This is a genomic window from Bradyrhizobium sp. 186 (genome assembly GCF_023101685.1).
In the GTDB taxonomy this organism is placed as follows: domain Bacteria; phylum Pseudomonadota; class Alphaproteobacteria; order Rhizobiales; family Xanthobacteraceae; genus Bradyrhizobium.
This window is the reverse complement of sequence record NZ_CP082164.1, coordinates 10,261,500-10,285,804: the sequence shown is the minus strand read 5'-3', so window position 1 is coordinate 10,285,804 and position 24,305 is coordinate 10,261,500. Positions and strand designations below refer to the sequence as shown.

At 64.5% G+C, this 24,305-nt stretch carries 22 protein-coding genes and 1 pseudogene; 11 read left to right on the top strand and 12 right to left on the bottom strand.

The window, feature by feature from the left end:
* The first annotated feature begins 60 nt into the window (after window positions 1-60).
* Complete coding sequence (locus IVB18_RS49150) at window positions 61-915, top strand: hypothetical protein (RefSeq protein WP_247987210.1); 855 nt, start codon at window positions 61-63, stop codon at window positions 913-915.
* Between the two features lie 18 nt (window positions 916-933).
* On the top strand, window positions 934-2,094 hold the full coding sequence (locus tag IVB18_RS49145; protein WP_247987209.1) for a TAXI family TRAP transporter solute-binding subunit: 1,161 nt from the start codon (window positions 934-936) through the stop codon (window positions 2,092-2,094).
* Between the two features lie 149 nt (window positions 2,095-2,243).
* On the opposite strand, the gene IVB18_RS49140 is transcribed toward IVB18_RS49145, so the two are convergent.
* Together IVB18_RS49140 and IVB18_RS49135 are read right to left on the bottom strand one after the other, a co-directional pair.
* On the bottom strand, window positions 2,244-2,633 hold the full coding sequence (locus IVB18_RS49140; protein WP_247987208.1) for a YkvA family protein: 390 nt from the start codon (window positions 2,631-2,633) through the stop codon (window positions 2,244-2,246).
* A gap of 89 nt (window positions 2,634-2,722) precedes the next feature.
* The gene (locus tag IVB18_RS49135; RefSeq protein ID WP_247987207.1) at window positions 2,723-3,025 is read right to left on the bottom strand and encodes a 4a-hydroxytetrahydrobiopterin dehydratase; all 303 of its coding nucleotides are present in this window, start codon (window positions 3,023-3,025) and stop codon (window positions 2,723-2,725) included.
* A 151-nt stretch (window positions 3,026-3,176) separates the two neighbouring features.
* Here IVB18_RS49135 and IVB18_RS49130 point away from each other — a divergent pair, with 151 nt between their 5' ends.
* A complete protein-coding gene (locus IVB18_RS49130) occupies window positions 3,177-4,622 on the top strand; it encodes a TAXI family TRAP transporter solute-binding subunit (protein WP_247987206.1) in 1,446 nt (481 codons plus the stop codon).
* 169 nt (window positions 4,623-4,791) lie between these two features.
* Window positions 4,792-6,333, top strand: a complete 1,542-nt coding sequence (locus IVB18_RS49125; protein ID WP_247987205.1) for an alkaline phosphatase D family protein — start codon at window positions 4,792-4,794, stop codon at window positions 6,331-6,333.
* A 6-nt stretch (window positions 6,334-6,339) separates the two neighbouring features.
* Here IVB18_RS49125 and IVB18_RS49120 read toward each other — a convergent pair.
* Window positions 6,340-6,495 (bottom strand): annotated as a pseudogene (locus tag IVB18_RS49120) (response regulator); the annotation flags it as partial.
* 143 nt (window positions 6,496-6,638) lie between these two features.
* On the opposite strand from IVB18_RS49120, the gene IVB18_RS49115 reads away from it, so the two are divergent.
* Together IVB18_RS49115 and typA are read left to right on the top strand one after the other, a co-directional pair.
* On the top strand, window positions 6,639-7,415 hold the full coding sequence (locus tag IVB18_RS49115; protein ID WP_247987204.1) for a Crp/Fnr family transcriptional regulator: 777 nt from the start codon (window positions 6,639-6,641) through the stop codon (window positions 7,413-7,415).
* Between the two features lie 309 nt (window positions 7,416-7,724).
* A complete protein-coding gene (typA, locus tag IVB18_RS49110) occupies window positions 7,725-9,551 on the top strand; it encodes a translational GTPase TypA (protein WP_247987203.1) in 1,827 nt (608 codons plus the stop codon).
* Between the two features lie 64 nt (window positions 9,552-9,615).
* Here the strand turns inward: typA and IVB18_RS49105 are convergent, their stop codons facing one another.
* From IVB18_RS49105 to ccmA, 5 genes are all read right to left on the bottom strand, one after another.
* On the bottom strand, window positions 9,616-10,200 hold the full coding sequence (locus tag IVB18_RS49105) for a DsbE family thiol:disulfide interchange protein (protein ID WP_247987202.1): 585 nt from the start codon (window positions 10,198-10,200) through the stop codon (window positions 9,616-9,618).
* Window positions 10,197-10,394, bottom strand: coding sequence for a heme exporter protein CcmD (gene ccmD / locus IVB18_RS49100; protein WP_247987201.1), 198 nt, complete (start codon window positions 10,392-10,394; stop codon window positions 10,197-10,199). The genes IVB18_RS49105 and ccmD overlap by 4 nt, the downstream gene beginning before the upstream one ends.
* On the bottom strand, window positions 10,391-11,182 hold the full coding sequence (locus IVB18_RS49095) for a heme ABC transporter permease (RefSeq protein ID WP_247987200.1): 792 nt from the start codon (window positions 11,180-11,182) through the stop codon (window positions 10,391-10,393). Before IVB18_RS49095 ends, ccmD begins: the two co-directional genes overlap by 4 nt.
* 76 nt (window positions 11,183-11,258) lie before the next feature.
* Window positions 11,259-11,927: a heme exporter protein CcmB gene (gene ccmB, locus IVB18_RS49090; protein ID WP_247987199.1), complete on the bottom strand. Its 669-nt coding sequence runs from the start codon at window positions 11,925-11,927 to the stop codon at window positions 11,259-11,261.
* A gap of 264 nt (window positions 11,928-12,191) precedes the next feature.
* A complete protein-coding gene (ccmA, locus tag IVB18_RS49085) occupies window positions 12,192-12,794 on the bottom strand; it encodes a heme ABC exporter ATP-binding protein CcmA (protein ID WP_247991917.1) in 603 nt (200 codons plus the stop codon).
* 254 nt (window positions 12,795-13,048) lie between these two features.
* Between ccmA and acnA the strand changes: the two genes are divergently transcribed.
* The 3 genes from acnA (at window position 13,049) to IVB18_RS49070 (ending at window position 17,677) form a co-directional block, all read left to right on the top strand.
* Entirely contained in the window at window positions 13,049-15,769 is a 2,721-nt protein-coding gene (gene acnA, locus IVB18_RS49080) for an aconitate hydratase AcnA (RefSeq protein WP_247987198.1), read from the top strand.
* A 220-nt stretch (window positions 15,770-15,989) separates the two neighbouring features.
* The gene (locus IVB18_RS49075; protein WP_247987197.1) at window positions 15,990-16,766 is read left to right on the top strand and encodes a DUF1223 domain-containing protein; all 777 of its coding nucleotides are present in this window, start codon (window positions 15,990-15,992) and stop codon (window positions 16,764-16,766) included.
* A gap of 539 nt (window positions 16,767-17,305) precedes the next feature.
* A complete protein-coding gene (locus tag IVB18_RS49070; RefSeq protein ID WP_247987196.1) occupies window positions 17,306-17,677 on the top strand; it encodes a DUF2794 domain-containing protein in 372 nt (123 codons plus the stop codon).
* Window positions 17,678-17,783: 106 nt separating this feature from the next.
* Here IVB18_RS49070 and IVB18_RS49065 read toward each other — a convergent pair whose 3' ends face one another.
* The 4 genes from IVB18_RS49065 to IVB18_RS49050 form a co-directional block, all read right to left on the bottom strand.
* Window positions 17,784-18,314: a GNAT family N-acetyltransferase gene (locus IVB18_RS49065; RefSeq protein WP_247987195.1), complete on the bottom strand. Its 531-nt coding sequence runs from the start codon at window positions 18,312-18,314 to the stop codon at window positions 17,784-17,786.
* A gap of 203 nt (window positions 18,315-18,517) precedes the next feature.
* Entirely contained in the window at window positions 18,518-19,309 is a 792-nt protein-coding gene (locus IVB18_RS49060) for a Bax inhibitor-1/YccA family protein (protein WP_247987194.1), read from the bottom strand.
* A 269-nt stretch (window positions 19,310-19,578) separates the two neighbouring features.
* Entirely contained in the window at window positions 19,579-22,149 is a 2,571-nt protein-coding gene (locus IVB18_RS49055; protein ID WP_247987193.1) for an FtsX-like permease family protein, read from the bottom strand.
* On the bottom strand, window positions 22,146-22,868 hold the full coding sequence (locus tag IVB18_RS49050; protein WP_247987192.1) for an ABC transporter ATP-binding protein: 723 nt from the start codon (window positions 22,866-22,868) through the stop codon (window positions 22,146-22,148). The genes IVB18_RS49055 and IVB18_RS49050 overlap by 4 nt, the downstream gene beginning before the upstream one ends.
* Before the next feature lie 55 nt (window positions 22,869-22,923).
* Between IVB18_RS49050 and IVB18_RS49045 the strand changes: the two genes are divergently transcribed.
* Both IVB18_RS49045 and thpR read left to right on the top strand, forming a co-directional pair.
* Window positions 22,924-23,568: an arylesterase gene (locus IVB18_RS49045; protein ID WP_247987191.1), complete on the top strand. Its 645-nt coding sequence runs from the start codon at window positions 22,924-22,926 to the stop codon at window positions 23,566-23,568.
* Between the two features lie 174 nt (window positions 23,569-23,742).
* Window positions 23,743-24,279, top strand: coding sequence for an RNA 2',3'-cyclic phosphodiesterase (gene thpR, locus IVB18_RS49040; protein WP_247987190.1), 537 nt, complete (start codon window positions 23,743-23,745; stop codon window positions 24,277-24,279).
* The last annotated feature ends 26 nt before the right edge of the window (window positions 24,280-24,305 follow it).

Here is a 24,305-nt window from a genome sequence, read left to right as displayed (position 1 = left end):
ACAACAAGAAAACTGAAACCGGCAATGCCCCGCGTTGTGTCAGTATTGGGGAGCATCACCATGGAGACGACGGCCTTCCGTCAGTCCAGGGGGTCGAGGGCGCTCGACTCCCAACAAGCCGCATCACATCCGTCCACCGCGTCCTACATTCGTGCGCGCGCTGAACGGACCGATCCTTCATCGCACGATCCGATTCCACTGTTCCTGTCCGATCCGCTCAGCGAGCCGAATCCAAGGGAATTCGTGCCATTGGCCGCGCGAAACAGAACCGGAATCGTCCCGCGCATTCTCGCCGCCGTCCTGGCCGCGTCGGCCATCGCGGTCCCGATCGCTCTGTTTCAGTCCGACATCAACCGGCTGCTCGCCGTCAACGCCAAGTCGTGGATGGGCGCGGCCGCGGACGAGGCCGCACCTTCCGCCAATCCGCCCGCCGCACGGCAGAGTCCGGTCAAGGATGCCGCGCGTGTGACCAACACGATGCTGGCGAGCGCTGACGCACAGGACGTTCCTGCGCCAACGGCGCCGAGCCGCGAAGCGATCGCAACCGCCTATCAGACCGCGCTACAGGCTCAGGCACCAGCGCCTATACCGGCACCCGTCGCCGCACAGCCCGCCTCACCTCCGCCGGCCAGGACACTCGACGCCGACACGTTGGCCGGGTTGATGGCGCGCGCCAGAAGCCTGATGACCGTCGGCGACATCGCCGCGGCGCGGCTGCTGCTCGAGCGCGCGGCGAATGCGCAGGATGCGACGGCTGCGTTCCTGCTGGCGCAGACCTATGATCCAGCCGTACTGGGCACCAAGGACACGCGGAGCATCACCGCCGACGCCGTCGCCGCGCGCGACTGGTACCGGAAGGCCGCACAGCTTGGATCGGCGGAGGCGCGGCAGCGCCTCAGCCAACTTCAGAACTAGAACTCATCAGGGGACATCATGCGTAACGCTTTAGGAATGGCGCTTGCCGCCATCATGACGATCTGTGCCTTCGCGGCACGCGCCGAGCAGACCGAATACGATCCGGCCAAAGTCTCGGACAGCCTGAAGGCCATCTTCCAGTTCGGCTCCACCTCGACCAAGCAGGCGCTGAACGCCAACACCGTCACGCTGATCACCGGCACGATCGGCGGCACCTATGTGCAATTCGGCGCCGACTTGGCCTCCGTACTCGACGACGGCAACAAGATTCGCGTGCTGCCGGTGGTCGGCCGCGGCTCGGTGCAGAGCGTCGCCGACATCCTGTTCCTGCAAGGCGTCGATCTCGGCATCGTGCGGGCCGACACGCTCGACTATCTCGAACGCAAGGGCTTCGCCAAGGACATCAAACGGCAGTTCACCTATGTGACGAAGCTCTACAACGAAGAGATGCAGGTGATTGCGCCGAAATCGGTCGCGACCCTCAGGGACCTCGAAGGCAAGACGGTGAGCGTCGACCTGCCGAACGGCGGCACCTTCGTCACCGCGCTCACCGTGTTCGAGCGGCTCGGGATCAAGGCGAAATTCGTCTATGTCGAGCAGCGGATCGCGATGGAGAAGTTGAAGGCCGGCGAGATCGACGCCGTCATCGTGGTCGGCGGCAAACCGTACAAATCGGTCTCGAGCTTCGGCAATGACGGCCGCTTCCATCTCGCGGGCGTGGATTATGCAAAGCCGCTGCAGAGCGACTATCTGCCCGCGACACTGACCGCCAAGGACTATCCGAACCTGATCAAGGAGGGCGAGAGCGTGGACACCATCGCTGTGCCGGCGGTGCTCGCGGCCTATAACTGGGGGCCCAACACCGAGCGCTACCGCAAGCTTGCGCTGTTCGTGGACGCGTTCTTCACGAAATTCCCGACGCTGCAGAACCCGCCTTTCCATCCCAAGTGGAAGGAAGTCTCGCTCGCGGCACCCCTAACGGGCTGGAATAGATTGCCGGTGGCGCAGCAATGGCTCGACCGGCACGGCGTCGAGCCGGTCACGCGGCAGCGCTTCGAGGCGTTTCTGAAGCAGAGCTCCACGGCCGCGAACGTGCCCGACGCGGACAAGGAAACGCTGTTCAAGCAATTCCAGGCGTGGGATGCGGAGAAAGTGCGGGCGCAGGCGGGGAAGAAGTAGCGAGCGCGATTGCTCTCCACACACTCAGCCGTCATCGCCCGCGAAGGCGGGCGATCCAGTATCCAGAGGCGGCAATGATTGAACCGAAAGGCCGCGGCGTACTGGATTCCCCGCTTTCGCGGGGAATGACAGCGTGCTTGTGGCGAACGCTACTGCGCGGCTTCGGCTTTCGCCTCATCCAGTCCGCGCTTCAGCTTGGCGCGGGCGGCTTCGCGGTGCTCGGTCGTGATGTGGCTGGCGACCATGCGAATGGCGGTGGCGAGCACGGCGGCGTCATCGGTGAAGCCGAGGATCGGCATCACGTCGGGAACGAAGTCGAACGGCAGGATGAAATAGGCGAGAGCGCCGAGCAGCGACGCCTGGACATGGCGCGGCGTCCCTTTGTCGAAGGCGCAGTAATAGGCCGCGAGCAGATCTTCCGCGAACGGCAGCTGCACGGCGACACGCTTCAGCTTGCGCCAGAAGCGGCGGCGCACGCTCTCACGATCTTCCGCGAGCCGCTCGGCCGGCTCGAAGCCGACGCTGTGTTCGGCGGCCATGCTTGGAGACTCCCGTTCAGCCGGGCGCGGCCGATCGCCGCATCCAGTGCTGATCACAAGATGGGGATCGGGCCGATCCCTGCAAGATGTCAGCCCGGTGTAAGCTTGGCGATGGCGTTCATCGCCTTGGCCAGCTCGATGTCGAGCGCGGTGACCCCGCCGGCGTCATGGGTCGAAAGCACCACCTCGACGGTTTTGTAAACGTTGCGCCATTCGGGATGGTGATCCATCTTTTCGGCGACCAGCGCGGCGCGCGTCATGAATCCGAAAGCCTCGCTGAAATCCTTGAAGACAAAGGTTTTCCCGAGGGCGTCGCGGCCCTGGGTTTCGCTCCAGCCCGGTATTCCGCTCAGCGCCTGCTTGCGCGCGTCCGCCGTCAGCCGTTCTGCCATGACCGTCTCCGTCGTTCAGGGGAACTTTACCCTAACACCGGTTGGCGTCCCCGGTTCATACGGGATTTCCGCCATCCGCTAACCATGACGGAGATGTAACCCCGCCGGACAAGAAATTTGCTACAATTGCGGGCGTAAATCGCCGGCCAGGATGAAACTGCGCCTCAAGAGCCTGTTCGGGAGAACGATGACCGGGGAATTGGACCTGGCCGAAGCGCCCTCTCCGCCTTCGCCGCGATACGCGGCGCAGAAGACGGCACTCGTGACTCTTGCGCTCGTGCTTGCGATCGTCGGCGCGCTCGTCGGTGGCTATTATTTCGCGATGCGGCCTGTGATGCTGAAGATCGCGGTCGGCCCCGCCAACAGCGATGACGTCAAGGTCGTGCAGGCACTGACCCAGGCCTTCGCGCAGAACAAGAGCTATGTGCGGCTGCGTCCGATCCAGACCGACGGCGCCACCGCCAGCGCCGGTTTGCTCGCAGAGGGCAAGGCCGATCTCGCCATCGTACGCGGCGATCTCGATGTGCCGAAGAACGCGCAAGCCGTTGCGACCCTGCGCAAGAACGTCGTGGTGCTGTGGTCGGTCCCCGGCAAGGGCAAGAAGAAGGGCGCCAAGATCACCAAGGTCGCGCAGCTCGCCGGCCATCGCGTCGGCGTGGTCGGCCGCACGCAGGCCAACGTCAACCTCCTCAAGGTGATCCTCCAGCAATATGGCGTCGATCCCGCCAAGGTCGAGATCGTGCAATTCCCGGCGAATGAAGCCGCCGAGGCGATCCGCACCCAGAAGGTCGACGCCTATCTCGCGGCCGGTCCCGTCAACAGCAAGATCACGTCGGATGCGATCGCCGCTTCCGCCAAGGATTTTGGCACGCCGACCTTCCTCGCGATCGATTCGGCGGATGCGATCGCGCAGAACCATCCGGTCTATGAAGCGTCCGAGATCCCCGCGGGGACTTACGGCGGCTCGCCCGATCGCCCCGACGACGAGGTCAAGACGATCAGCTTCTCGCATCACATCGTGGCGCGCAAAGGCCTGTCGGAAACCACTATCGCAGCCTTCACCCGGCAGCTCTTCGCCGTGCGCCAGCAACTGGTGACGGAATTCCCGCTCGCCGCGAAGATCGAGACGCCCGACACCGACAAGGATGCCGTGATTCCCGTGCATCCCGGCGCCGCCGCCTTCGTCGATGGCGAGGAAAAGACCTTCCTCGACAAATACAGCGATTACATCTGGTGGAGCCTGATGGCGCTCTCGGCCATAGGCTCGATCGGCGCATGGTTCGCGGGTTATTTGAAGAAGGACGAGCGCAACACCAACAGCCATCTGCGCGAACGGCTTTTCGACATGATCGCCGCGGCACGCAAGAGCGAGACGGCCGAAGAGCTCGATCAGATGCAGACCGAGGCCGACGAGATCCTGCGCGATACGCTACGCTGTTACGATCACGGCGCGATCGAGGAAGGCGCGCTCACTGCCTTCAACATCGTGCTTGACCAGTTCCACGCCGCGATCGCCGACCGCAAGGCCGTGTTGTTCAGCATGCCGCAGAACCTGCAGCGCGCCAGCGCGCAATTTCGGGCCGCCAGCAACGCGTAAAAGCTCGCGCGCGTAATAGCTGCGTCACATTGTCTCAATATAGCTTTCGCTGTCATTCCGGGATGGTCCGAAGGACCAGACCCGGAATCTCGAGATTCCGGATTCGCGCTCTGCGCGCCCCGGAATGACAGCCGAGATGCGCACGAGACAGCCAACCAGCGAACCTCTCATGAAGCTCAAATTCTCCCGCCGCCGTTTTCTTGCCACCGGCGCTGGTGCGCTTGGCGCGATCGCGATGTCCCATCTCTCGCGCGCGGCCGACCGGCCGGCGGTGACCCATGGCTTGCAGTCCGGCGACGTCACCGTCGATGGCGGCGTGGTCTGGGCGCGCGCCGACCGTCCCGCGCAGATGCTGGTCGAGGTGGCGACGACGGAATCATTCAAGGACGCGCGTGCGCTGCCGCCGATCGCGGCGCTGCCGGAAAGCGACTTCACCGCGAAGATGCTGATCGAGAACCTGCCGGGCGGACAGGACATCTTCTACCGCGTCCGCTTTCGCGATCTCTCGCATACCGCGATCGAGGGCGAGCCGGTGACCGGCCGCTTCCGCACCGCGCCGGCCGACCGCCGCGACGTCAGCTTCGTCTGGGGCGGCGACGTCGCGGGTCAAGGCTGGGGCATCAATCCCGATGACGGCGGCATGTTCACCTTCTCGGCGATGCGCAAGCACCGTCCGGATTTTTTCCTGCATTCCGGCGACACCATCTATGCCGACGGTCCGATTGTATCCGAGGTGAAGCTCGCCGACGGCAAGATCTGGAAGAACGTCACGATTCCCGAGAAAGCAAAAGTAGCCGAGACGCTGGACGAGTATCGCGCCGCGCACAAATACAATCTCACCGACGCCAATGTCCGCGCCTTCAATGCCGAGGTGCCGATCTTCGTGCAGTGGGACGACCACGAGGTGACCAACAATTGGTCGCTGTCGAAGGAGCTGCGGGCGACCTATAAGGAGCGCGACATCATGCGGCTCGCGGCCCGCGCAGGCCGCGCGTTCCACGAAATGTATCCGCTGCGCGAAAGCATCGTCGAGCCCGGCCGGGTCTATCGCCAGATCTCCTACGGCCCGCATCTCGACGTGTTCATGCTCGACGAGCGCAGCTATCGCGGCCCGAACGGCGCCAATCTTGAAACCGCTTACGATCCCGCCAGCTACTTCCTCGGCCCCGACCAGATGGCCTGGCTGAAGCGCGGCCTGCTCAATTCGCGCGCGACCTGGAAGGTGATCGCCTCCGACATGCCGCTCAGCCTGATCGTATCAGATACAGCGAAGGGCGGATCGGAAGCTTTTGCACAAGGCGACGGCCCGGTGCGCGGCCGCGAATTCGAGATCGCCGACATCTTGCGCTTCATCAAGATGGCGCCGATCCGGAATACGGTGTGGCTGACCGCGGACGTGCACTACGCCGCCGCGCATTACTACGATCCGAACAAGGCGCAATTCCAGGACTTTGAGCCGTTCTGGGAATTCGTGTCGGGTCCGCTGCACGCGGGCACTTTCGGTCCGAACGAGCTCGACAACACGTTTGGGCCGGAGGTGCGCTTCGTGAAGGCGCCGGGGAAAGACAACCAGAACCTGCCGCCACCCGCCGGGATGCAGTTCTTCGGTCACGTCAAGATCGACGGCGCATCCGGCCAGATGATAGTGACCTTGCGCGACCGCACCGACGTCGCGCTGTGGTCGACCACGCTTGATCCCAAGCTGGCTTGACCGGCTTCAGGCGCCCCGCGTCCGTAGCGCGGCCTCCAGCGCATCGCTGGAGCATGGCTTTTGCAGCCGCGGCCGCTTGACGAAATCGGAAGCGATGTGCGTCTCGGTGACGAAGACGAAGGGGATATTCAGGGCCGCCAACCGTTCGGCGACCGATCAGGACAGCCTCGACACGATGCCTGCGCCCGGCGCATCGGAGAGTTCCCGGAACGAAACCCACCACATCGCAGTTCTTCAGTCTGTCCACTTGTGCACGCAGGATCTGGACGGAACTCGCCAATGTGGAGGCTGACGGGGAGTTCACGATGGACGCGCGTACCGGCAAGGCAACCGTGGTCAGCAGCCGGCCGACCAATAATCTGCTGCGGCGCTTGAGCGAAGCGGACTACGCGATGCTCGCACCACACGTCATCGTCGAAGACGCCGCGACGAACGAGCTGCTCTACAATCCCGGCGACGACGTCCAGGTCGTGCACTTCCCCTGCGGACCGTCGCTCGCCACCTTTCTTGTTCCCAACGAAGACGGCCGTGACGTCGAGACCATCCTGGTCGGCCGCGAAGGCGCGGTGGGCGGCATCGTCAGCGAGGGGTTTTTGCCGGCCTACACCCGAATCTGCGTGAAATTCGGCGGGCCGTTTGCGCGCATTCACGTCGGCAAGCTGGAGGCGGCCAAGCTCCGTTCGATCTCGTTGCGGCACGTCTTCGCCCGCTACGCCGACTGCCTGCTGGCGCAGATTTTCCAGTCGACCGCCTGCAACGCCATCCACTCGATCGAACAGCGCACGGCCAAATGGATCTTGGCGGCGATGGAGCGGACGGGTGACGAGAACAGCGTGCCGCTGACGCATGAGCAGCTCGCGACATTGCTCGGCGTCGGCCGCAGCTATGCAAGCCGCGTGCTCCAGTCGTTCAAGGCGGAAGGCGTCCTCGAGACGCGGCGCGGGTCGATTTTGGTCCGCAACCGCGACGGCCTGCGGCTACGCGCCTGCCTGTGCAACGATGCTGTGAAGATGCACTTCGAGGAGGTGCTGCGGGGGGTCTACCCGACCGAGAAAGCGGATCGCAGCTCGGCGCAAGGCTGATCCGAACGGCCTTTTTGCGGTCAGACCGGCGACGAAGCCTTAGATAGCGCTTGGATTAGGCTTGGATCGGCCCTAAGCCCCGGGAATTCCCGGACAAAATTCAGTCAACCAACCGCGAAAGAACGCATTGTTTTTTGGCTTTTTTTGCATATATTGCGCCGCAACGCAGGATGCCCAGTCGAGCTGGCCGGGCTTCCTTTTTGGGCGGAAAGCGCCCGTTCTCCTGTTTCCAGCGTTGTCCGAGAAGAGGTCCCGGTCCGACCGGCGAGACGCGCTTAACCCATTGTTCGACCGCAAAGAAGCTCAACCATGAACCTTCGTAACGTCGCCATTATCGCCCACGTCGACCACGGCAAGACAACCCTGGTCGACCGCCTCCTCCAGCAATCCGGCACCTATCGCGAGAACCAGAAGGTGACCGAGCGCGCCATGGACTCCAACGATCTGGAGCGCGAGCGCGGCATCACCATTCTGGCCAAGGCGGCCTCGGTGCAGTGGAAGGACACCCGCATCAACATCGTCGACACCCCGGGCCACGCCGATTTCGGCGGCGAGGTCGAGCGCATCCTCAACATGGTGGACGGCGCGCTGGTGCTGGTGGACGCCGCCGAAGGCCCGCTACCGCAGACCAAATTCGTGGTCTCCAAGGCGCTCAAGGTCGGCCTCAAGCCGATCGTCGTCATCAACAAGGTCGACCGCCCCGACGCGCGTCCGACCGAGGTCATCAACGAGGTGTTCGACCTGTTCGCTGCGCTCGACGCCAGCGAGGAGCAGCTCGATTTTCCAATCCTTTACGGATCGGCCAAGCAGGGCTGGATGGCCGATAGCCCGGATGGGTCGCACGACGCGGGCATGCAGCCGCTGTTCGACCTGATCGTGCGCCATGTCGCGCCGCCGACCGTCGAGGAAGGCCCGTTCCGCATGATCGGCACCATTCTCGAAGCCAACCCCTATCTCGGCCGCATCATCACCGGCCGCATCTCCTCAGGCTCGATCAAGCCGAACCAGGCCGTGAAGGTACTGGGCGCCGACGGCAAGGTGATCGAGCAGGGCCGCATCACCAAGATCCTCGCCTTCCGCGGCATCGAGCGCACCCCGCTCGAAGAAGCCGACGCAGGTGACATCGTCGCGATCGCCGGCCTGACCAAGGGCACCGTCGCCGACACCTTCTGCGATCCGTCGGTCGACACGCCACTGGTGGCGCAGCCGATCGACCCGCCGACCGTGTCGATGTCGTTCATCGTCAACAACTCACCGCTCGCCGGCACCGAAGGCGACAAGGTGACCAGCCGCATGATCCGCGACCGCCTGCTGCGCGAAGCCGAAGGCAATGTCGCGCTGCGCGTTGTCGAGGCCTCCGACAAGGATTCGATGGAAGTTTCCGGCCGCGGCGAATTGCAGCTCGCGATCCTGATCGAGACCATGCGCCGCGAAGGCTTCGAACTGTCGGTGTCGCGCCCGCGTGTGGTGCTGAAGAAGGATGAGACGACCGGCGCCTGGCAGGAGCCGATCGAAGAAGTCGTGATCGACGTCGACGAAGAGCATTCCGGCGTGGTCGTGCAGAAGATGAGCGAACGCAAGGCCGAGATGATCGAGATGCGCCCCTCGGGCGGCAATCGTCTGCGGCTGGTGTTCTACGCGCCGACGCGCGGCCTGATTGGTTACCAGGGTGAACTGCTCACCGATACCCGCGGCACCGCGATCATGAACCGCCTGTTCCATGGCTATGCGCCGTACAAGGGCGACATCCAGGGCCGCCGCAACGGCGTGCTGATCTCCAACGACCAGGGCGAAGCGGTGGCTTACGCCATGTTCAAGCTGGAAGATCGCGGTCCGATGATGATCGAGCCGGGCTGGAAGGTCTACAAGGGCATGATCGTCGGCGAGCATACCCGCGAGAACGACCTCGAGATCAACATCCTCAAGGGCAAGCAGCTCACCAACATCCGAACCACCTCGAAGGACGAAGCGGTGCGCCTGACCCCGCCGATCCGGATGACCCTGGAAAAGGCGCTGGCCTATATCGAGGACGACGAGCTCGTCGAGATCACGCCGAAGTCGATCCGTCTGCGCAAGCGGCACCTCGACGCCAACGAGCGCAAGCGCGCGGAAAAGTCCAAGGAAGCGGTGGCGTAAGCCGAGCTGTCCACACGCGTCATGCCCTGCCTTCGCGGGGCATGACGAAGTACGCCGATCTTCTCTATTTCAACGCCTTCGCCAGCTCCGGCAGCAGCACGTTGCGCAAATTGTCCGGCGTGATCGGTCCGACCAGCTTGTAGACGATGGTGCCTTTGCGTCCGACGACGAACGTCTCGGGCACGCCGTAGACGCCCCACTCGATCGAGGCGCGGCCGTTGGCGTCGGTGCCGACGCGACCGAACGGGTTGCCGTAGCGGCCGAGAAAGCGCCGCGCGTTGTCCGGTGCATCCTTGTAGTTGATGCCGATGAGCTGGAAGCGCTTGTCTTTTGCCAGTTCGGTCAAAAGCGGCGCCTCGTCATGACAGGGCACGCACCAGGACGCCCAGACATTGACCAGGCTGACCTTGCCCATGAACGCCGCGGGATCGAGCCCCGGCACCTGCGTGCCGTTGTCCTGCAATCCATCGAGCGGCGGCAACATGGTTTGCGGCGCCGGCCGTCCGATCAGCGCGGAGGGAATACGCGAGGGATCGCCGCTGCCGAGCCGGAACCAGAACAGCAGCGCAAGGACGATGAAGACGATCAGCGGCAGCACCATCAGGAGGGTGCGTCGCTGCGGCGTCGCGGAGGTCGATTGATCGCTCATGTGATCGCTCTTGGCGTATCCGTCGCGCTGCGGCCCGAGCGGCGGGTGATGCCGCTGCGGTCGAGCTCGCGCAGGCGCTGGGTCTGGCTGCGATGGTCGAGCATGACCCAGCCGATCAGGATCGCCACCACGATGGCCGCGGCAGCATAGGATGTCACGATGAAGGACGCGTAGGGGCCGAGTGATATCATCATGCGGCCCCAGCTTCTTTTGACGCGTTTTCTTCACGCGAACCGGCGCCCACTTCGCTCGAAAACGCTATACGGCTCGCCTGCATCATTTGCAGGGAGCGGACACGGCGGCGCAGGATCTCGTTGCGCATCGCCGCCAGATGCAGCGTGACGAACAGCAGCGTGAACGCAATCGCCATCACCAGCAGCGGAATCAGGAACGATTTGTCGAGCGACGAGCCGCCCATGCGCATCACCGAGGCCGGCTGGTGCAGCGTGTTCCACCAGTCGACCGAGAACTTGATGATGGGCAGGTTGATCGCGCCGACCAGCGTCAGCACCGCCGCCGCGCGCGCCGCGCGCGAGGGATCGTCGACCGCGCGCCACAGCGCCATCAGGCCGAGATACATCAGGAACAGGATCAGCACCGAGGTCAGCCGCGCGTCCCATTCCCAATAAGTGCCCCACATCGGCCGGCCCCACAGCGAGCCCGTGAGCAGCGCGAGGAAGGTGAAGGCGGCGCCGATCGGTGCGGCGGATTTGGCGGCGACGTCGGCAAGCGGATGCCGCCATACCAGCGTGCCGAGCGAGGCCACGCTCATCACGCCCCAGACGAACATCGACAGCCAGGCATTCGGCACGTGGATGAACATGATCTTCACGGTCGCACCCTGCTGATAATCGTCGGGCGCATAGGCGGACTGATAGAGACCGATCGCAAGCAGGATGACGGTTGCGGCCGCAAGCCACGGCAACACCCGCGCTGTCAGCGCGAGGAACCGCGTCGGGTTGGCGAGGTCGATCAGCGTCATGGTACCGTGATAATCACCGGTGGCTGCTCACGCAATCAGCACGAAAGCGCGCAGCGAAAATTGATCGGGGTCAAGGTCAATCAAGGCCGTGCCTCAGGCTCGCCGCCGCCGCAAAGGGGCCCACCACGAGGCTGACCAGCGACAATGCGCACAGGATCGAGAACGGCGCGCCGAACGACAGCGGCACGGTGATCGCGGCCTGCGAGGCCGCAACCCCGAAGATCAGCACGGGAATCGACAGCGGCAGTACCAGGACCGCCATCAACAGCCCGCCGCGATGCAGCGTCACCGCCAGCGCGGCGCCGATCATGCCGGTGAAGGTCAGGGCCGGGGTGCCGGCCAACAGCGTCAGCGCCACCGCGCCGGTCGCGACCATGTCGAGGTTGAGCAGGAGGCCCAGAACGGGGGTTGCGACAATCAGCGGCAGGCCGGCGGCGAGCCAATGCGCCAGCGCCTTGGCGGCACAGGCCAGCTCCAGCGGCGTCCGGCTCATCGTGATCAGGTCGAGCGAGCCGTCCTCGTGGTCGGCCATGAACAGCCGGTCCAGGGTGAGCAGGCTGGCCAGCAGCGCGCCCAGCCAAAGGATCGCCGGCCCGAGCCGCGACAGCAGCGCCAGGTCCGGCCCGACTGCAAAGGGCATCAGCACCACGACGGTGAGGAAGAACAGCACCCCGATCAGCGCCCCGCCGCCGACGCGGAGCGCGATCCGGATGTCCCGGCGAACAAGGGCGGCGAGGGCGGTCATGGGATGGCCCTTGTTGCAAACCAGTGGTTCGTAGGCTTCTCGCGCCCCAAACGCACTGCGCCCCTTGCGGGGAGGGCGGGGAGGGGTAGCCCGGGGAGGATGCTTGCCGCGTGCGAACCGCCTGCAACAGAGCGCCCGCATCCCGAGCGCTGGACCCGGTAGAGCATGCCATGTGGCACCCCCCTCCCTGGCCCTCCCCCGCAAGGGGGGAGGGGACGGAGAGAGCGGAGCTCTGCCACTCGAAAAGCTGAGGGTGCGTGAATATCATGCCACACCCCCGATCCGCAGCTCCCGCGATTCGATCCCCAGTGGCGCGTGGGTAGCGGCAATGATCAGGCCGCCGCGGGCGAGGTGGTCGCGCATCAGTCCGCCGAACATGTCCTGGCCGGCGACGTCCAGCGCCGTGGTCGGCTCGTCCAGCAGCCAGACCGGGCGATGGACCGTGAGCAGGCGAGCCAGCGAGAGCCGGCGGCGCTGGCCGGCCGACAGGAACGCCGCTGGCAGGTGGGTGGCGTGGTCGAGGCCGACTCTGGCGAGGCTTTCGGCCGTGTCGCCCCGCTCGCCGCCCAGGAAATCGGCCCAGAATGACAAATTTTCCGCCACGCTCAGCGCTGGCTTGAGGGAGTCGCGATGGCCGAGATAGTGGCATTGCTCGGGGAGCGTCAACTCGGCATCACCCCCCGCCAGCGCGATGGTGCCGCCGGCCGGAATAAGCAGGCCCGCGATCAGTCGCAACAGCGACGTCTTGCCCGATCCGTTGCGGCCCATGACGGCCACTGCTTCGCCGGTCGCGGCTTCGAAATCGAGGCCGGCAAACACCTCGCGGCCGCCCCGAACGCATATGAGCCCGTTGCCGGAGAGGCGGATATCGCCTTGTGTTGAAGCCCTCAACGGAGCCCCCAGGAAAACCCTAAGTAAATCTTGGGGTAGCGCATCAGAATTTTTGGCTCGCGAATTGCTGCGGTACGATTGTGGCTGTGGCGGCGCGGTTAGAAAGCTTCTATAAGCCCGGAACTACTTGATGCAGCAACTCAACCTGCCCCTGCAAGCGACCCAGCCGGATTCGCTGACGGTGTTAAAATACCCCTTGCCGGGTATAACTAACAATTGGGATTTCCTACATGACCTCGCTCGACAGCTTCAAATGCAAAAAGACCCTCAAGGTCGGCGCCAAGACCTATGTGTATTACAGCCTGCCCACGGCGGAAAAGAATGGTCTGAAGGGAATTTCCAAGCTTCCCTATTCGATGAAGGTCCTGCTCGAGAACCTGCTTCGCAACGAGGACGGCCGCTCGGTCAAGAAGGAGGACATCGTCGCGGTGTCCAAATGGCTGCGCAAGAAGTCGCTCGAGCATGAGATCGCGTTCCGCCCCGCCCGCGTGCTGATGCAGGACTTCACCGGCGTGCCGGCGGTGGTCGATCTCGCCGCGATGCGCAACGCCATGCAGAAGCTTGGCGGCGACGCCGAGAAGATCAACCCGCTGGTGCCGGTCGATCTCGTCATCGACCACTCCGTGATCGTGAACTTCTTCGGCGACAACAAGGCCTTCGGCAAGAACGTCACTGAAGAATACAAGCAGAACCAGGAGCGCTACGAGTTCCTGAAGTGGGGCCAGAAGGCGTTCTCGAACTTCTCGGTCGTGCCGCCCGGCACCGGCATCTGCCACCAGGTCAATCTCGAATATCTCTCCCAGACGGTCTGGACCAAGAAGGAGAAGATGACGGTCGGCAAGAAGACCGGCACCTTCGAGGTCGCCTATCCCGACTCGCTCGTCGGCACCGACTCCCACACGACCATGGTCAACGGTCTCGCCGTGCTCGGCTGGGGCGTCGGCGGCATCGAGGCGGAAGCCTGCATGCTCGGTCAGCCGCTGTCGATGCTGCTGCCCACCGTCGTCGGCTTCAAGCTGAAGGGCGCCATGAAGGAAGGCGTCACCGCGACCGACCTCGTGCTCACCGTGACGCAGATGCTGCGCAAGCTCGGCGTGGTCGGCAAGTTCGTCGAGTTCTTCGGCCCCGGCCTCGACCATCTCTCGGTCGCCGACAAGGCGACCATCGCCAACATGGCTCCCGAATATGGTGCGACCTGCGGCTTCTTCCCGGTCGATGCCGCCGCGATCGATTATCTCAAGACCTCCGGCCGGGCCGCGCCGCGCGTTGCGCTGGTGCAGGCCTATGCCAAGGCGCAAGGGCTGTTCCGCACCGCCAAGTCGGCGGATCCGGTGTTCACGGAGACGCTGACGCTCGATCTCGGCGACGTCGTGCCCTCGATGGCCGGCCCGAAGCGTCCCGAAGGCCGCATCGCGCTGCCCTCGGTGGCCGAAGGCTTTTCGCTCGCGCTCAGCACCGAATACAAGAAGACCGAGGAGCCCGCGAAGCGCTTCGCGGTTGAAGGCAAGAACTTCGACATCGGCCATGGCGACGTCGTGATCGCGGCGATCACCTCCTGCACCAACACCTCGAACCCGAGCGTGCTGATCGGCGCCGGGCTCCTGGCCCGTAACGCTGCCGCGAAGGGCCTCAAGGCCAAGCCGTGGGTGAAGACCTCGCTTGCCCCGGGCAGCCAGGTTGTCGCGGCCTATCTCGCCGATTCCGGTCTGCAGACCGATCTCGACAAGGTCGGCTTCAACCTGGTCGGCTTCGGCTGCACCACCTGCATCGGCAATTCCGGTCCGCTGCCGGAAGAGATCTCGAAGTCGATCAACGACAACGGCATCGTCGCGGCTGCCGTGCTCTCCGGCAACCGCAACTTCGAAGGCCGTGTCTCGCCGGACGTGCAGGCGAACTATCTCGCCTCGCCGCCGCTCGTCGTGGCCCACGCGCTTGCGGGCAGCGTGACCAAGAACCTCGCCGTCGAGCCGCTCGGCGAAGGCAAGGACGGCAAGCCGGTGTACCTCAAGGATATCTGGCCGACGACCAAGGAGATCAACGCCTTCATGAAGAAGTTCGTGACCGCGTCGATCTTCAAGAAGAAGTATGCCGACGTGTTCAAGGGTGACACCAACTGGCGCAAGATCAAGACGGTCGAGAGCGAGACCTATCGCTGGAACATGAGCTCGACCTATGTGCAGAACCCGCCCTATTTCGACGGCATGAAGAAGGAGCCGGAGCCGGTCACCGATATCATCGAGGCGCGCATCCTCGCGATGTTCGGCGACAAGATTACCACCGATCACATCTCGCCGGCCGGTTCGATCAAGCTCACCTCGCCTGCTGGCAAGTATCTCAGCGAGCATCAAGTGCGCCCGGCCGACTTCAACCAGTACGGCACGCGGCGCGGCAATCATGAAGTGATGATGCGCGGCACCTTCGCCAACATCCGCATCAAGAATTTCATGCTTAAGGGCGCCGACGGCAACATTCCCGAGGGCGGTCTGACCAAGCACTGGCCCGACGGCGAGCAGATGTCGATCTACGACGCCGCGATGAAGTATCAGCAGGAGAGCGTGCCGCTGGTGGTGTTCGCCGGCGCCGAATACGGCAACGGCTCCTCGCGCGACTGGGCCGCCAAGGGCACTCGCCTGCTCGGCGTGCGCGCCGTGATCTGCCAAAGCTTCGAGCGCATCCATCGCTCCAATTTGGTCGGCATGGGCGTGCTGCCGCTGACCTTCGAGGACGGTACCTCCTGGTCATCGCTCGGTCTGAAGGGCGACGAGAAGGTCACGCTGCGCGGCCTGGTCGGCGACCTCAAGCCGCGTCAGAAGCTGACCGCGGAGATCGTCTCCAGCGACGGTTCGTTGCAGCGCGTTTCGCTGCTTTGCCGCATCGATACGCTGGACGAGCTCGACTACTACCGCAACGGCGGCATCCTGCACTATGTGCTGCGCAAGCTCGCGGCGTAAGCGCGGATTTGTGAACGGTGGCTCACTGCGAAGTGAGTAGAAGCTTAAACGAAGGCGGCCTATCACAAGGTCGCCTTCGCGCGTTTGCGATAGGCTTCAGATGGGCCGGCCTGGCGGAGAACCTCGCCCGGGACGATTGAATGTGCGGCGCCCGTAAGACTACGGTGACCATCCGGCGGTAAGATTTCCCTTTCACGAGCAATGGTGTGCGGCGTTCGACATGACAGCAATGACGGCTTCTCATCTGGTTTCGCGCTGGTCCGGTGCCTTCTGGTCGGGAGCACTCGGTATCTGTGCGATCGTCGCCGTCATCCGTCCTGCCGAGGCTGACCCCCGCGCCGTGGTCGAGCTCTTCACCTCGCAGGGCTGCTCGTCCTGCCCGCCCGCCGACAAGATCATCGGCGATCTCTCCAGCGATCCCTCGATCATCGCCCTGAGCATGCCGATCGACTATTGGGATTATCTCGGCTGGAAGGACACGCTGGCGGATTCGCGTTTCTCGGCACGGCAGCGTGCCTATTCGCGCATGCGCGGGGACCGTGAGGTCTATACGCCGCAGGTCGTGGTCAACGGCTCCACTCACGTCATCGGCAGCGATCGCGCCGGCATCGAAAGCGCGATCGGCAAGACCGACAACGGCGCCGGCGTGATGAGCGTGCCGGTGTCGATGTCGCTCTCGGGCAAGCAGATCAACGTCTCGGTGGCCGCGAGCAAGGAGCCCGCGATCTCGCATGGCGAAGTCTGGATCTGCTCAATTGCCAAGTCGATGCCGATCGCGATCAGTCGCGGCGAAAATCGCGGACAGCAGGTCACCTATCACAACGTCGTGCGCAACCTGCTCAAGGTCGGCGACTGGACCGGACGTTCGGAAAGCTGGACGGTGCCGATCGAGAACCTCACGCGCGACGGCGTCGATGGTGCGGTGGTCTACATCCAGGACGGCAGCCGCGAGAAGCCCGGCCCGATGCTGGGCGCGGCGTATACGTCGCTGCACTGAAGCGCAGATCGCTCCGACAAACCGGTCTTTGTCATTCCGGGGCGCGCCGCTTTGGCGCGAGCCCGGAATCCATTTCTTATCTTGGAAAATCGGATTGATGGATTCCGGGCTCGCGCTGTCGCACGCTCCGGAATGACAGCGAGCCGGAAACATCCCGATACAAACCAAAAAGGACCAACTTGCGTTGGCCCTCCTTGTCGTGCGTACAGACCCGATCCCGACGACCCCGGGGGGCTGGGGGCTGAGGAATCCGGAACCGAAAGGACCGGGTCAACGCACGTGAGTCTTCTCGCAATGCAGGGCGGCAGTCGCTAGGCAGAAAAGCGGCGATACTATGATTCCTGCTAACGATCCCGTGACGGTTTGCCGCTGCGGAGTTCCATCGCTGCGTGTGCATTGATCCGCGTCCGGTTTGGCAAGTTCGGCCGGGAACCTCTTGCGGCGGAGACCGGTTGGCGCGATCATGCAACCGTCATGATCCGCGATCCCGGGGGACGGTTTCGCGGACGCGATCATGCTGATGCGACAGGAGACGCTCCATGAGTCTGACGTCGGAGGATGCCGATCCGAGCGAGCAGCGCGCAGTCGCGCGCACCACTGCTGCGAACGCCCAACCCGGCCGGGTGACGTTCAACCGGCTCGAACTGCATCGCATCCTCAATCTCTACGGCCGCATGGTCGCCGACGGCGAGTGGCGCGATTATGCCATCGACTTCCTCAAGGACCGCGCGGTGTTCTCGGTGTTTCGCCGCGCCTCCGAGGTGCCGATCTATCGCATCGAGAAGGATCCGCGGCTCGCGCGCAAGCAGGGCATGTACAGCGTGATCTCGGCGACCGGCCTGATCCTGCGCCGCGGCCATGAGCTGGAGCGTGTGCTGCTGGTGATCGACCGCAAGCTGGCGGTGGTGTAGCCGTCGTAGGGTGGGCAAAGGCGCAACGCGCCGTGCCCACCATGTTTCCGCAGTCACCGCAGCATGGTGGGCACGCTTCGCTTTGCCCACCCTACAAGACTGAGGATTATTTCCCCGGCACCGTGCTTGCGCCCTCGCCGAGGTCGCGCTGCATCATCACCGTGTCGAGCCAGCGGCCGAATTTCAGCCCGACACTGGGATGCGTGCCGATCATCTTGAAGCCGCCCTTGGTATGCACGCCGATCGAGCCGGCATTGGCGGAATCGCCGATGACCGCGATCATCTGGCGGAAGCCGCGCGCCTCGCACTCGATGATCAGCCGCTCCAGCAACAGCAACCCGACGCCGCGGCGGTGGAAGGACGGGTCGAGATAGATCGAGTTCTCGACCGTGAAGCGATAGGCCGGCCGCGGCCGGTAGGCGCCGGCATAGGCATAGCCGGCGACGCGCCCGTCGAGCATGGCGACGAAATAGGGATAGCCGCCGTCGACCAGCGCGCGGTAGCGGCGCGTCATCTCCGCGAGATCGGGCGGCTCCAGCTCGAACGTCGCGGTGCCGTGGCGGACCGCATGCTCGTAGATGGCGGTGATGGCGGGAAGGTCGGCCTCGGTCGTGGGCCTGATTTCAAGTGCGGACATGGGGAGAAGATACCAATGGATCGCCCGGAAGCAACGCTCTTCATTGGCCGTCATGGCCGGGCTTGTCCCGGCCATCCACGCGCTTTCTTGGGGTGGCGAGAACGTGGATGCCCGGGACAAGCCCGGACGTGACGGAGAAAGTACGTCAAACAAAAACCCCGGCCTTTCGGCCGGGGCTCATGTCGTTCACTCCAGGCTATCGCTTAGTCGCGCTGGCCGAGGAGCTGCAGGAGCAGCGTGAACAGGTTGATGAAGTTCAGGTACAGCGACAGCGCACCGGTGATCGCCGCACGCTCTGCGATCTCGCCGCCGGCCGAGGCGTAGCCGTAGATGTAGTCGTTCTTCAGCCGCTGCGTATCCCAGGCGGTAAGGCCCGCGAACACCAGCACGCCGACCACGGAGACCACGAACTGCAGCACCGAGCTCGCCAGGAACAGGTTGACCAGGCTCGCGATGATGATGCCGATCAGGCCCATGAACAGGAACGAGCCCATGCCGCTCATGTCACGCTTGGTGGTGTAGCCATAGAGGCTCAGCGCGCCAAACGTGGCCGCGGTGATGAAGAATACCCGCACGATCGAGGTGTGCGTGAACACCAGGAAGATCGAGGACAGCGAGATGCCCATCAGCGCCGCGAACACCCAGAACAGGATCTGGGCGGTCGAAGGAGCGAGACGGTTGATACCGGCCGAAATCACGAACACCATGGCGAGCGGCGCCAGCATGAACAGCCATTTCAGCGGGCTCACGAACATCGCGTAGCCGAACGGCGTCAGGAACAGCTTGCCGACGCGGACGGCTTCCGGAGTCGGAACATCCGTCACGGCGGCCATGTAGACGCCGAGCGCGGCCAGGCCGGTGATGGCCAGGCCAACGCTCATGTAGTTGTAGATGCGCAGCATGTAGGCGCGCAGACCGGCGTCGACCGTCGCGGCGTCAACACGCCCGGCGGCCCTGCCGAAAGGAGAAGCGTAGTTACGGTCTAGGTCCGACATGGTCGAATTCCCGTTGGTTGGCCGGTCCGGCATGAGGGTCGCCATGCCGCCGGTTCGTCAAACTCTATCTCGGATACCGATGCCTGCCGACTAAATTTTGGCTAACAATCGGGGCTCCGAACCCAATCGATATGTGGGAAACTAACACATTCGCTGCAACCGTCCACGCGCGGCTGAATGTCGCCCTTAGCCACAATCCTGGCGAGCGGGCGTGGTTAACCGCAGGAATCGGGCGATTCTGCAACGGCGCGGCGACCCGCTACATTTTGTCACAAATTCCGCAACACCGTGGCGGGCTTTTTGTTCAACGCCAGCAGCGTGCCGGCGAGCCCAAGCCCGACGGTGACGACCAGGGCCGCTGCGACCACGCCGGCCGCGCTGCCGGCCTGCCAGACGAAGCTCAGCGTCATTACGCGCGTCACGATCATCCAGGCCGCGATGCTGCCGGCGGTCACGCCAAACACCGCGGTGGCAAGCCCGATCAGGAGATACTCAAGCGCATAGGCGCCGAGCAGCCGCAGCCGGGTCGCTCCCAGCGTCTTCAGGATCACGGCATCATAGACCCGGTGGCGGTGGCCGGCGGCAAGCGCCCCACCCAGCACCAGGATCGCCGAGATCAGGGTCACGGCGCTGGCGCCGCGGATCGCCAGCGCCAGATTGGTCACGACCGAGCCGACCGTCTCCATCACCTCACGCACGCGGACGCTGGTCACCATCGGGTAGGCGTCGGCCACCTGCTTGATGATCTTGCCGTCGCCGGCGGCGTCACCGCCGGCTTCCGTCAGCGTCGCGATGTGGGTATGCGGGGCGCCCTTGAAGGCGTTCGGCGAGAACACGAGAACGAAATTGATGCCGAGCCCCTGCCAGTCGATGTTGCGCAGATTGCCGATCCTGGCCGGGATGTCGCGGCCGAGCACGTTGACCACGACCTCGTCGCCGATCTTCAGCCCGAGCCCGTCGGCGATCTTCTTCTCCATCGAGACCAGCGGCGGGCCGGAATAGTCGGCGCCCCACCATTCGCCCTCGATGACCTTGGAGCCTTTTGGCAACTCACCGGTATAGGTCAGGCCGCGGTCGCTTTGCAGCACCCATTCGGAATCGGTCGAAGGCTTCAGGTCTTCGGCGCGGACGCCGCGCGCGGCGACGATCCGCCCGCGCAGCATCGGCACGTCTTCGACCTTCGCGTCCGGCACGATCTGGCGCAGATAGAGGTCGAACTGGGCGGCCTGCGTGCTCGGTATGTCGATAAAGTAGAAGGACGGGGCGTGGTCCGGGAGCGCCGCCAAGAACTGCCGGCGCAGATTGCCGTCGATCTGGGTGATGGTGACGAGCACCGCGAGCCCAAGTCCCAGCGACAGCACGACCGAAGGCGTCAGCGCGCCCGGCCGGTGGATGTTGGCGATCGCGAGCCGCAGCATCGGCAGCCGCGTGCGGGGCAGCCGCCGCGCGATCGCCATCAGCAAGGCGGCGACGCCGCGGAGCAGCGCGAACACGACGACGGAGGAGAGCACGAACACCGCGGCGATGCGCTTGTCGAACGACAGCCCGATCACGACGGCGACGAGCAGGGCCACGACGACGCCCATGAAGGCGAGATAGCGCCAGCGCGGCCGGTGCCATTCGTTGCTGATGGTATCGCGGAACAGGGCTGCGACCGGCACGTCATGCACGCGCCCGAGCGGCCACAGGCCGAAGGCGAGCGCGGTGAGCAGGCCATAGACGAAGGACAGCGCGAGCTCGTCGGCGTGCACGGCCGGCACCACCGGCAGCGGCAGCAGCTTTCCGAACAGGCCGACGATGGCGAAGGGCATCGCGGCACCGAGCGCAAGCCCGATCACCGAGCCGATCGCAGCAAGCAGTAGAACCTGCGCGAGATAGATGCCGAACACGTCGCGCCCCGTTGCGCCGACGGCCTTCAAGGCCGCGATCACCTCGAGCCGGCGGTCGATATGGCTCTTCACGGCATTGGCGACGCCGACGCCGCCAACCAGCAGCGCGGCGAGGCCGACCAGCGTCAGGAACTGCGTGAACCGGCTGATGTTGCGTTCGAGCTGCGGCGAGGCATTGGAGCGGCTGCGGACCTCCCAGCCGGCCTGCGGTGCGGCGTTGCGCGCATCGGCGATGAAGGCGTCGGTGGCGCGCTCGCTGTTGGCGGTGTCCGGCAGCTTCACCCGGTAGACCCAGCGCACCAGGCTGCCGGGCTGGATCAGGCCCGTGGCGTGCAGGCCGGCCTCGCTGATCAGGAACCGCGGGCCGAAGCCGATGCCGCCGGCAAGCTTGTCGGGCTCGGCCTCGACCGTGCTGCGGATCTGGAAGGTCGCGGACCCGATGGTGACACGGTCGCCGGTCTTGAGGGAGAGCCGCGCCAGCAGCGTCGGATCGGCAGCGGCGCCGAATGCGCCGTCGCGCTCCGCGAGAAGATCGGAGAGTGGCATCTGCGGCGCTAGCGTCAACTGCCCGAGCATCGGATAGGTGTCGTCGACCGCCTTCATCTCGACCAGCGCCAGCTTGCCCTCAGACGAGCGCGCCATGCCGCGCAGGGTCGCGGCGATCGACACAGTGCCGCGCGAGCGCAGGAAGGCGACCTCTTCGGGCTTCGCCTCGCGCTGAAACAGCACGAAGGAGGCGTCGCCACCGAGCAGCGTGCGGCCTTCGCGCGCCAGCCCATCGCTGAGGCTCGCCGACACCGAGCCGACGCCGGCGATCGCCATCACGCCAAGCGCGATGCAGGCGATGAAGACGTAGAAGCCGCGCAGGCCTCCACGCAATTCGCGCAGCGCGTAGCGCAGCGACAGCGCGACCCCATTGGGGCGCGCAAACGGTTCAGCCGCGCTGCTCATGCTTGCGTCGACTGCGTGTCGATGCGCCCCGAACGCAGGCGGATCACGCGATCGCAGCGATGCGCCAGCGAGGAATCGTGCGTGACCAGCACTAGCGTCATGCCGCGCTCGGCATGCTTGCCGAACAGGAGATCGACGATCTGCTTGCCGGTCGTCTCGTCGAGATTGCCGGTCGGCTCGTCGGCGACGAGGATCGCGGGATCGGGCGCCAGCGCGCGGGCGAGCGCGACGCGCTGCTGCTCGCCGCCCGAGAGTTGCGTCGGATAGTGATGCAGGCGGTCGCCGAGCCCGACCGATTGCAGCTCCTGCGCGGCGCGCTTGGCGGCATCGGGATTTCCGGCGAGTTCGAGCGGCACCGCGACGTTCTCCAGCGCCGTCATGGTCGGGATCAGGTGGAAGGATTGGAAGACGATGCCGACCTGGCGGCCGCGGAAGCGGGCGAGCGCATCCTCGTCGAGGGCATTGAAAGGCGTGCCGTTCACCACCACCTCTCCGCTATCAGGACGCTCCAGCCCCGCCATCACCATCAGCAGCGTGGATTTGCCCGAGCCTGACGGGCCGATCAGGCCGACCGTCTCGCTACGGCCGATCCGCAGGCTGATATCCTTGAGGATGTGAACGCGTGCCGCGCCCGTGCCCAATGAGAGATTGACGTTGGAGATGGCGATGGTGTCCGGCGTGGTGCCGGCGAGCGAAGAGGATTCGATGCGACTGTCCATGGTCCGGTCATATGGCAACTCCGCTGGCGCGGTCGAGAGGCGTTACGGATTGTTCATGCACATAGCCGTGTTGATGTTCGCTTTGATGACGGTGGTGAATCCGGCCTGGGCCCAGGCACAGTCCGCGGCGAAACCGATCAAGCTCGTGGTCCTCGGTGATTCCTTGAGTGCCGGTCTTGGCCTTCCCGGCCAGGAGGCATTTCCCGCACGGCTCCAAAAAGTCTTGCAAAACAAGGATATAGCCGTTGATATGATCAACGCCGGGGTGTCCGGCGACACCGCCTCAGGCGGTCGCGACCGCCTCGACTGGTCGGTATCGGACGGAACCGAGGGCGTGATCATCGAGCTCGGCGCCAACGATGCGTTGCGCGGCATCGATCCCGACCTGACGCGCGCCGCGCTGACCGACATCGTCGCGCGCCTGAAGGCGCGCAAGATCGCGGTGATGCTGTGCGGCATGCTGGCGCCGCCGAATTACGGCGCCGACTATGCGGCGCGCTTCAATTCGATTTATCCGGATCTGGCGAAAAAATTCGACGTGCCGCTCTATCCGTTCTTCCTCGACGGTGTCGCGGCCGATGCCAAGCTCAACCAGGCCGACGGCATTCATCCGACCGCGGCGGGCGTCGACATCATCGTCAAGAACATCGTGCCCACAGTGGAGGCATTTTTGCGCACCATAAGCGAGCAACGGCGTTGAAAAGCAGGCAGCGCTAACACTATCTGTGAGTGTTACCCCGAGCGTTCACGGGTCGCGCTTCGCAGAGTCACACAACTGCGATAGGAATCAGGTTACCGGTGATTCGTCGCCGGCTCTAAAATTTGGATATGATCCTTCCCAAGGTTCATGCCCAAGCATCGGGAGTGCGAAACGATGCCGCGTTTGTTCACTGGTCTGGAAATTCCGGCCGAGATCGGCCAGACGCTTTCCAATTTGCGGGGCGGCCTTCCCGGCGCCCGCTGGATCGATCCCGAAAATTATCACGTCACCTTGCGCTTCATCGGCGATATCGACGGCATGTCCGCCAACGAAATCGCCTCGATGCTGTTTCGCGTCAACCGCAAGCCGTTCGAGGTGAAGGTGCAAGGCCTCACGAGTTTCGGCGGCCGCAAGCCGCGCGCGGTGGTCGCGACCATTGCGCCGAGCAAGCCGCTGATCGAATTGCAGGCCGAGCTCGAACGGATGATGCAGCGGATCGGCCTCGATCCCGAGGGCCGCAAATTCATCCCGCATGTCACGCTGGCCCGGCTGCACGACGCCTCCGACCAGGACGTCGCCGACTATCTCTCGCTGCGCGGCTACTTTCCGAGCAAGGCGTTCACGGCGGAACGTTTCGTGCTGTTCTCGTCCCGCGCCTCCACCGGCGGCGGACCGTATGTGGTCGAGGACGCCTACGAGTTGTGTCCGTGAGGCTTCATAGCGCTCCCGGCTTGTCG